The sequence below is a fragment of the Pararhodobacter sp. genome (assembly GCF_036802785.1).
Classification (GTDB): Bacteria; Pseudomonadota; Alphaproteobacteria; order Rhodobacterales; family Rhodobacteraceae; genus Pararhodobacter.
Genome location: NZ_DAIRVN010000033.1, coordinates 36,527 through 44,472 on the forward strand (window position 1 = coordinate 36,527; position 7,946 = coordinate 44,472).

Annotated in this window: 10 protein-coding genes; 6 read left to right on the top strand and 4 right to left on the bottom strand. The window is 64.7% G+C overall.

What is annotated here, in order from left to right; all coding sequences use genetic code 11:
- Positions 1-54 precede the first annotated feature (54 nt).
- Positions 55-381, top strand: a complete 327-nt coding sequence (locus V7Q53_RS12550) for an Hpt domain-containing protein (RefSeq protein WP_333828901.1) — start codon at positions 55-57, stop codon at positions 379-381.
- A 15-nt stretch (positions 382-396) separates the two neighbouring features.
- Here the strand turns inward: V7Q53_RS12550 and ilvA are convergent, their stop codons facing one another.
- Positions 397-1,641: a threonine ammonia-lyase IlvA gene (gene ilvA / locus V7Q53_RS12555; protein WP_333828902.1), complete on the bottom strand. Its 1,245-nt coding sequence runs from the start codon at positions 1,639-1,641 to the stop codon at positions 397-399.
- A gap of 220 nt (positions 1,642-1,861) precedes the next feature.
- Here ilvA and V7Q53_RS12560 point away from each other — a divergent pair, with 220 nt between their 5' ends.
- Entirely contained in the window at positions 1,862-3,001 is a 1,140-nt protein-coding gene (locus V7Q53_RS12560) for an alpha/beta hydrolase (RefSeq protein ID WP_333828903.1), read from the top strand.
- A gap of 43 nt (positions 3,002-3,044) precedes the next feature.
- On the opposite strand, the gene V7Q53_RS12565 is transcribed toward V7Q53_RS12560, so the two are convergent.
- Genes V7Q53_RS12565 through V7Q53_RS12575 form a run of 3 tightly spaced genes read right to left on the bottom strand, consistent with a single transcriptional unit; the run spans position 3,045 to position 5,339 of the window.
- Complete coding sequence (locus V7Q53_RS12565) at positions 3,045-3,668, bottom strand: Smr/MutS family protein (protein ID WP_333828904.1); 624 nt, start codon at positions 3,666-3,668, stop codon at positions 3,045-3,047.
- 4 nt (positions 3,669-3,672) lie between these two features.
- A complete protein-coding gene (gene mltA / locus V7Q53_RS12570; protein WP_333828905.1) occupies positions 3,673-4,680 on the bottom strand; it encodes a murein transglycosylase A in 1,008 nt (335 codons plus the stop codon).
- A complete protein-coding gene (locus V7Q53_RS12575; protein WP_333828906.1) occupies positions 4,680-5,339 on the bottom strand; it encodes a Tim44/TimA family putative adaptor protein in 660 nt (219 codons plus the stop codon). Before V7Q53_RS12575 ends, mltA begins: the two co-directional genes overlap by 1 nt.
- Positions 5,340-5,446: 107 nt before the next feature.
- Between V7Q53_RS12575 and V7Q53_RS12580 the strand changes: the two genes are divergently transcribed.
- The 4 genes from V7Q53_RS12580 (at position 5,447) to V7Q53_RS12595 (ending at position 7,808) form a co-directional block, all read left to right on the top strand.
- Positions 5,447-5,905, top strand: a complete 459-nt coding sequence (locus tag V7Q53_RS12580) for an FxsA family protein (RefSeq protein WP_333828907.1) — start codon at positions 5,447-5,449, stop codon at positions 5,903-5,905.
- 78 nt (positions 5,906-5,983) lie between these two features.
- The gene (gene secB / locus V7Q53_RS12585; RefSeq protein WP_333828908.1) at positions 5,984-6,520 is read left to right on the top strand and encodes a protein-export chaperone SecB; all 537 of its coding nucleotides are present in this window, start codon (positions 5,984-5,986) and stop codon (positions 6,518-6,520) included.
- A 159-nt stretch (positions 6,521-6,679) separates the two neighbouring features.
- Positions 6,680-7,096: a hypothetical protein gene (locus V7Q53_RS12590; protein ID WP_333828909.1), complete on the top strand. Its 417-nt coding sequence runs from the start codon at positions 6,680-6,682 to the stop codon at positions 7,094-7,096.
- Positions 7,097-7,208: 112 nt separating this feature from the next.
- Entirely contained in the window at positions 7,209-7,808 is a 600-nt protein-coding gene (locus V7Q53_RS12595) for an HD family hydrolase (protein WP_333828910.1), read from the top strand.
- Positions 7,809-7,946 lie beyond the last annotated feature (138 nt).

The window sequence follows — 7,946 nt, forward strand, 5'->3', positions numbered from 1 at the left end:
TTTGTGCAGAACGAACCCCTGTTTTGCTTTCAAGACCAGTATGTGAGGATAAGTATGATTGATTGGGCTCAAGTCGATGAAATGCGGCTGGAGATGGGCAACGGATTCAACGAAGTTGTCACCATGTTTCTGGACGAGGTCGGCGAAGTTATTGTGCGCCTTGAATCAGGGCCTGAACCTGACTCGCTGGGCGCAGACCTGCATTTTCTTAAAGGCGCGGCGTTGAACCTTGGGTTCAGTGATTTTGCTGAACTCTGCGAACGGGGCGAGAAACTTGCGCTCGAAAACCGTTTCGCTGAAGTTGACGTGAACGGCCTGCTTATCTGTTACCGCGCCTCCTGCGAAGTGTTTCGCGCGGGCCTCAACCTGAACGCGGCCTGAGGGCGGGGCGCGGCGTCATACCAGAAAGCCTGAAAGGGTCTCGTCCAGCGTGATGTCACGATAGACGAACCCTGCTTCTTCCATGCGTGCAAAGAGCCGGGCGAAATTCTCGGCCTCAACCGTTTCGATGCCGATCAGAACGGTGCCGAAGTTGCGCGCCGATTTCTTGAGATATTCGAACCGCGCGATATCGTCCTGCGGGCCCAGCATTTCCAGAAAATCGCGCAATGCGCCGGGGCGTTGTGGCAGGCGCAGGATGAAGTATTTCTTCAGCCCGGAGTAGCGCATCGCGCGCTCCTTGACCTCTGGCAGGCGCTCAAAATCGAAATTCCCGCCGGAGGTGACGCAGACCACCGTCTTTCCACGGATCTCTGCCGCCAGATCCGGCAGGGCATCGACCGCGAGCGCTCCGGCGGGCTCCAGCACAATCCCTTCGACATTGAGCATGTCCAGCATGGTCACGCAGATCCGGTCTTCGGGGGCGCTGAGCACATGGGCGGGCGCCACATCGGCCAGATGGGCAAAGGTCTGCGTGCCGATCCGCGCCACGGCCGCGCCATCCACAAAGCTGTCGACCTTTGGCAAGGTGACCGGCGCACCGGCCTCCAGCGCCGCGCGCAGGCTGATGCCGCCCGAGGGTTCGACAAACCGGAAATCGGTGCCGCCCTGCGCGCTCAGATACTGCCGCACGCCCGAGGCCAGCCCGCCGCCACCCACCGGCAGCACAACCAGGTCAGGCATCTGCCCCAACTGCTCCAGCAACTCCACCGCCACGCTGGCCTGCCCCTCGATCACATCGGCATCGTCGAAAGGCGACAGGAAATGCCCGCCGCTTTGCGCGCAAAAGGCCTGCGCGGCGGCCAGCGACTGGTCGAAATAATCGCCCGTCAGGCGGATTTCGACATGATCGCCGCCAAAGGTGCGGGTCTTGTCGATCTTCTGTTTCGGTGTGGTTACCGGCATGTAGATCACCCCGTGCACCCCGAAGTGGCGGCAGGCAAAGGCCACGCCCTGCGCATGATTCCCCGCGCTGGCGCAGACGAAAATCGCCTGCCCGGGCCGCTGCGCCAGAACCTTGCGCATGGCGTTGAACGCACCGCGCAGCTTGTACGAGCGCACCGGCGTCAGATCTTCGCGCTTGAGCCAGATATCGGCCTGAAACCGCCGCGACAGATGGTCATTGCGCTGCAGCGGCGTGGGGTCGAACAGGGCGCGCAGCGCCTCGGTCGCGGAACGGGCGGATTGGGAAAAATCGGTCATGTGGCCATCTACAACAATCCATGGAAAAGTTGACAGGCTTTTTGCTTTGACGGTGTAGCAAATCAACAGCCCTCAGCGGCTTGCGCGAAAGAACTGGCCGCTGCCCTGCGCCGGGGCGGAAGCTTTTCGTGCCCGGCGCAGGCCTTCGCCCTTGACGGATGCGCCGCCTGCCAACAATGAAGGTCACAAGCAGTCTTTTCTCAAGGTGCGGAACCATGCAATGCGCCTGACATTCCTTCTTGTCTTCCTCCTTGTCGCGGGTTGCGCCGACCGTGAGCGGATTGACCGCCTGAGCGCGGGCACAGAGGGCCAGAACACGCGCAGCGTCTTCATCGGCACAACACGCCTGATCGACACGCAAAGCGACACCCCAAGCTACCGGCGTGACAGCGCCCTGCACTTTGCCCGCTATGACGTGGTCATCCCACCCGAGAACCCCGCAGGCCGCGTCCGCATGCCACGCCGCCATCAGGCGTTTGATCCGGCCCAGCATTTTGCAGTGAGCGATGCGGCCCTCCTCAGCCCGGCAGAATATCGCAGCGGCGTGGCCCGCGCGCTCAGCGCGATGCCGGAAAACCAGCGCGAATCGATCATCTTTGTGCATGGCTTCAACACCAGCTTCATCGAGGGTGTTTACCGTGTGGCGCAACTGGGTAATGATCTGCGTCTGCCCGGCGTGGTGCTGCATTACTCCTGGCCCTCGCTGGGCGCGCCGCTCGCCTATGCCCATGACCGCGACAGCGCCCTGTTTGCGCGCGACGGGCTGGAACAGATGATCCGTGAAACCGCCGCCACCAGCCGGGGACGGGTGGTGATCATCGGGCATTCCATGGGCGGGCATCTGGTAATGGAGGTGCTGCGCCAGATCGCCATCAGCGGCGACCGGCAGCTTATGGGCCGGATTAGCGGTGTTGTGCTGATCTCGCCGGATCTGGATGTGGACCTGTTCCGCGCGCAGGCAACGCGGATCGGCGCGCTGCCGCAACCCTTCCTGATCGTCTCGTCACAGCGCGACCGCATCCTGCAACTGTCAGCGCGGCTGACCGGGCAGCGCGAAAGGCTGGGCAATCTCAGCGACGCCGGGGCGATCGACGGGCTGGGCGTGACGATGCTGGATGTCAGCGCCTTTTCCACCGGCGCGGGGCATTTCACCGTCGGAACCTCGCCCGCGCTGATCCAGCTTCTGGAACAGGTGGGTGCGGTAGAGACCGCGCTGGGGCTGGAACAGGCCGGGCGCCTGCCGCTGCTGCCAGCCACCATCCTGACGCTGCAGAACACCACCCAGATCATCCTTCAGCCGCTGACCGGCACGCGCCCCTGGCGGGCGGCAGCGCAGCCGCAGGCGGTTTCCGTCGATTAGCCCGCAACGCCTTTTCAAGGCGCTCCCCGGGCGCTCCGGCCCCTCAGCGCCGCTTGCGCAGATAGACGTAATAGGCCCCCGCCCCGCCGTGGCTGCGGTGAGATTCGCGGATCTCCAGCACCACGGGGCGCAGCGCGCCGCTGCGCAGCCAGTGCGGCACCTCATGCTTGAGCGCCCCTGCCCGGCGCGGCATCGGGCCAAGGTCATCCTCGGGGTGGGTGCGCCCCTTGCCGGTGATCACCAGAACCAGCCGCAACCCCCGCGCATGGGCGCTCAGGATGAACCCGGTCAGCACGGGCTGCGCCTGCGCCAGCGTCATGCCATGCAGGTCGATGCGCGCTTCGGGGGAAAGCTTGCCGCGCATCATGCGGGTATGGGCGTTACGGTCCATGCGCACCGGCGCGCGCGCAAGCGCCTCGCTGACGCTCTCAGCCAGATCAACGCTCAGACGCTTTGCGACCGGCACCGGCAGGGCCTGGGTGGTCGGCACGTGCAAGGGCGGGCCCATGCGCTTGCGCGGACCGGGAGGTGAGGCGCCCGGATCGGGCACCGGCCCGGTGCGCGTGTCGGCCATCGGGCTGGGCGAGGGCTGCAACCGCCTGGCCGTGCGCGCGACACGCTGCCAGAGCGTGCTCTCATCGTCTGACAAGGAGCGGCGGCGGGACATTGGCCTAGAACCCCGTCCGGCGGGCAAAGGCAAGCTCCACCGGCATCAGCACCACCATCCGCCCGTCATCGCGGATACGCCGCGCGGCCTGCTCTGCCCCCTCACCCGTTCCAAAGAAGATATCCGCCCGCTGCGGCCCGCGAATGGCGCCGCCGGTATCCTGCGCGATCATCAGGCGGCGCATCGCCCCCCGCTCTATCCAGACCGGCGCCCCCAGCGGCGTATGCGCCGGGTCCACGGCCAGCGAGCGCAGCGGGGTCAGCGGCACGGTCAATGCCCCCATCGGGCCCAGCCGCGCCGGGTGGTGGCCCAGTTCGCGGAAAAACACATACGAGGGGTCATGCTGCAACAACGCGCGCCCCTCCTGCGGGTTGTTGCCTACAAAGGCGCGCACCGACCGGGCCGAGGCCTGATGCGCCAGCAGAAAGCCCCGCCGCACCGCCTCGGCGCTGACCGAGCGGCGCGGATGCCCGTTCTGCCCGCCCCAGCCCAGCCGCAACACGCTGCCATCGTCAAAAAGCAACCGGCCGGAACCCTGCATCTGCAGATAATACAGCTCGGCAGGGTTGCGCAGCCAGCCCAGCTCCAGCCCGCGCCCGGCAAGCGCACCGGCGTCGATCTCTGCGCGGCTGAGGCTTGGCTGGCCATTCTCCAGCTCAGGCGGGCGCCGGTAGACCGGCACATCATAGCCCGCGCGCCGTTCGCGCGAGGCCCGCAACTCGGGCTCAAAATATCCGGTGAAAAGAGTGTTTTCGCGCCCGCCGATCAGGACGGGGCGGAAGAACCGCTCGAAAAAGGCACGGGGGTCAGGATCGGCATGTTCGGCATAGGCGCAGACCGATTGCCATTCAGGGTCTCGCAGGCGCGGGCAGGAAAGCACAAAGGCCTCAAGCGCGGCGGCGTGATCGTCTTCCACCCAGCCCTGCAGCGCATCGAATGTCAGAAGCTCGGCCTCGCTGGCCATGCATGGCGCTGAAAACGCCAGGCACAGGCTCAGCGCCAGCGCGCGCATCAGTCACCCGTGGCAACAAGCCGCCAGTTCGGGTTGTCAGACCCCATCTTGCGCGCGAAGGTCCAGATATCCCGCTGCTGCTTAACCGCGTTGGCGTCACCTTCGACAATCTCGCCCGCCCGGTTGCGAACAACCGAAGTCAGCTCACCGACAAAGCGCACCGTCAGCTCGGCTTCGCTGCGCGCGTCGTCAAAGGCAGCCGTCACCAGCACCACTTCGCGAACACCCACGAAGGTTGCTTCAACCTTCAGCCCCTCGCGCTCACGCAGTTGCACAACCTCGTCGAAGCTTTCAAAAACATCGCGCGACAGCAGCGGCACCAGATCATCCAGCTCGCCACGCTCAAAGCCCATCACGATCATCTCATAGGCCTGCCGGGCACCGCCCAGAAACTCACCGACATGAAAATCAGGCTCGATACGTTTCATCGTGGCGAGGGCCTGCGCGGCAGGAGACCCGGCAGGGGCGTGATCCGTGATATCATGGTCCACCCCCCCTTCGATGACATCAAAGGTGCGTTTGCCTTGCGCAGACGCATCGGCAACCGGCTCGGGCGGGCGTTCATAGCCCTCACGCGTGCCAAGAACGCTTCTGAGCCTGAGGATCAGAAAAACGGCAATTCCGGCTAGAACAAGAAGTTGAATCACGGCGGAGTCCATAGTGTCCTCAACGGGGAAATACGGGGCTTGGTTTCAAGCGTTGGATGGTTATGTAAGGTGCCGAGGCGCCCAAGTCCACCACAAGCGCCGCCAAGGAGCGAAAACTGATGCCTGTTTTGCTGATTCTGCTGTTGTTACCGCTGATTGAGATCGCACTTTTCATCGCGGTGGGCGGCTGGCTGGGTCTGTGGGCAACTTTGGCACTGGTGGTTCTGAGTGCGCTGGCGGGCGTTCTGATCCTTCGCGGGCAGCATGACCGCGCCTTGCAGATGATGCAGGGCGGGCTGCGCCACGTCGCACCCGGCACCTTTCTGGCACAGGGCGCGTTCCGCATGTTCGCGGGGATGCTTCTGATCGCGCCGGGCTTCTTTACCGATGCCATCGCGCTGATCCTTCTGCTGCCGCCCGTGCAGCGCATGATCGTGCGCTCGCTTGGCAAGGGGATCAGCGTCAGCACCGTGCATGTCCATCGTCAGGGTGACATCGTTGATGCCGAATACGAAGTGTATGAGCCCCACCATGACACCCCGCCGCCTGAGCGCATCGAAGGCCCGCACAGGCATTGAGATGTGCACGGGCATTGAGGCGCGCAACGGCACCTGCTAGAAAACGGCAGATCCAACAGAATTACCCAGGAGATACCGATGGCCGAGAATGGCAATGGCGCCGCACCCCAGGCTGGCGCACAACCCGGCGCCCAGCCCGGCGCGCAACCGCAGATGAAGGTTCAGGTGCTGGCGCAGTATATCCGCGACCTTTCCTTCGAGAACGGTCTGGCGCAGGGCTCACTGGTGATGCCGGCCGGCCAGCCCGATATTCAGGTTCAGGTCAGCCTTGACGCCCGCAAGCGCGAGACCGAGCACCAATATGAGATCATCACCAAGTTCCGCATCGAATCCAAGGTGAAGGACGGCGGGCAGACGCTGTTCATCATCGAGATGGAATATGCCGGGCTCTTCCATATCGAAGGCGTGCCGCAGGACCAGCTTCACCCCTTCCTGCTGATAGAATGCCCGCGCATCCTGTTTCCCTTCGCGCGCCGTATCATCAGCGATATCACCCGCGATGGCGGCTTCCCGGCGCTGAACCTCGATATGATCGACTTCATGGCGCTGTATCGTCAGGAGCTGGCGCGCCAGCAGCAACTTCAGCAGGCAGGCGGCGCCGCGCCAAAGGCCTGAGGTCAGTCACCAGAGCTTTCGCAGGGCGGCCGGGCAACCTGGGCCGCCCTTTTTTATGCCTGCCGCCCACTCCGGACCTCAACCCGGGGCTCAGCAACCTTTTGTTCATGTTTCGGGTCAATACTGCGCGGTGATCTCTCCGCAACCGGGCTGGCCATCGTGACCCATAGCAGCGAACCCCTGGCAACCCTGTCCACGCGCCGCGCCCGACGGGCAGAGCGGCAGGCGCGTGTCGGCCTCCTGCGCAACCCCAACACGCCGCCGGAACCGCCCCGGCGCAAGGCCAGACTGATGGGAAAATGGCCCAGCCTGCAAACCACGCGCCGCCCCCACGCTCAGGCGCAGCCTGCTGACAGCGCCCCGCCAGCCCTGAGCGATGCGGAACTCGCGCAGCGGCTGAAAAGCGCGCTGCCGCCCCTTCCCGCGCCTCTGCCGCCACCCGGATGCGACACCTTGCCTGACAGCCCTGACCCTCATACCCCGTCCGCCCCTACCGGCAATCCCCGGCGCGCGCTCGCCCTCCTCGCAGGCTTCGGTGTCCTGATCGCCGTGGCGCTTATCGCCGCGCCCCTGTGACCGCCCGGCAGGAATTTTTCTCGCACAAAGCGATTCACCTTCGCGCCGTCGCCCCGTAAGATCATCCGGCCCCACGAAGCCCCCGGCATGACCCGCGAAGCGAGAGACCCCTATGAAACAACCCCGCGCCTGGCAACGCATGCTTTCGGGCAGGCGGCTGGACCTGCTTGACCCGACGCCGGTCGATATCGAGCTGGATGACATCGCCCACGGACTGGCTTTTGTCGCCCGCTGGAACGGTCAGACGCATGGCGACTGGCCCTATTCAGTGGCCGAACATTCCCTGCTGGTGGAAAACATCATTCCGCGCCTCGCCCCCCGGACAGAGCCGCGCTGGCGTCTCGCCGCGCTGCTGCATGACGCGCCCGAATATGTCATCGGCGACATGATATCGCCGGTCAAGGCAGCCGTCGGCCCGGGCTACAAGGAGCTGGATATCCGCCTCACCGCCGCCATACATATCCGCTTCGGCCTGCCCGCGCTTCTGCCCGTCACGGTGAAAACCCTGATCAAACGCGCCGACCGCGTCTCGGCATGGCTGGAGGCCACCCAGATCGCGGGCTTCTCCGCCACCGAGGCGAACCGCTTCTTCGGCAAGCCGCCCGCCGGCGCAACCGACGGCATCATGATCACGCCGCGCCCACCGATCGAGGTCCGCGCAGATTTCATCCGCCGCTACCATGACCTTGAAGCCACGATCGTCCGCGCCTGACCGGCCCGGTTTCATCTTGCCGGAAATACGCCGGGGGGTGAATTGGCCGCAGGCCAAGAGGGGGGCAAAGCCCCCCTTCCCCGCTGACACTTATACACATCTGACGCTGCCGACGAACTAACCCGTGTAGATCTCGGT

Coding starts and splice junctions, on each gene's coding strand:
- V7Q53_RS12550 (WP_333828901.1), top strand. CDS start 55: ATGATTGATTGGGCTCAAGTCGATGAAATGCGGCTGGAGATGGGCAAC.
- ilvA (WP_333828902.1), bottom strand. CDS start 1,641: ATGACCGATTTTTCCCAATCCGCCCGTTCCGCGACCGAGGCGCTGCGC.
- V7Q53_RS12560 (WP_333828903.1), top strand. CDS start 1,862: ATGCGCCTGACATTCCTTCTTGTCTTCCTCCTTGTCGCGGGTTGCGCC.
- V7Q53_RS12565 (WP_333828904.1), bottom strand. CDS start 3,668: ATGTCCCGCCGCCGCTCCTTGTCAGACGATGAGAGCACGCTCTGGCAG.
- mltA (WP_333828905.1), bottom strand. CDS start 4,680: ATGCGCGCGCTGGCGCTGAGCCTGTGCCTGGCGTTTTCAGCGCCATGC.
- V7Q53_RS12575 (WP_333828906.1), bottom strand. CDS start 5,339: ATGGACTCCGCCGTGATTCAACTTCTTGTTCTAGCCGGAATTGCCGTT.
- V7Q53_RS12580 (WP_333828907.1), top strand. CDS start 5,447: ATGCCTGTTTTGCTGATTCTGCTGTTGTTACCGCTGATTGAGATCGCA.
- secB (WP_333828908.1), top strand. CDS start 5,984: ATGGCCGAGAATGGCAATGGCGCCGCACCCCAGGCTGGCGCACAACCC.
- V7Q53_RS12595 (WP_333828910.1), top strand. CDS start 7,209: ATGAAACAACCCCGCGCCTGGCAACGCATGCTTTCGGGCAGGCGGCTG.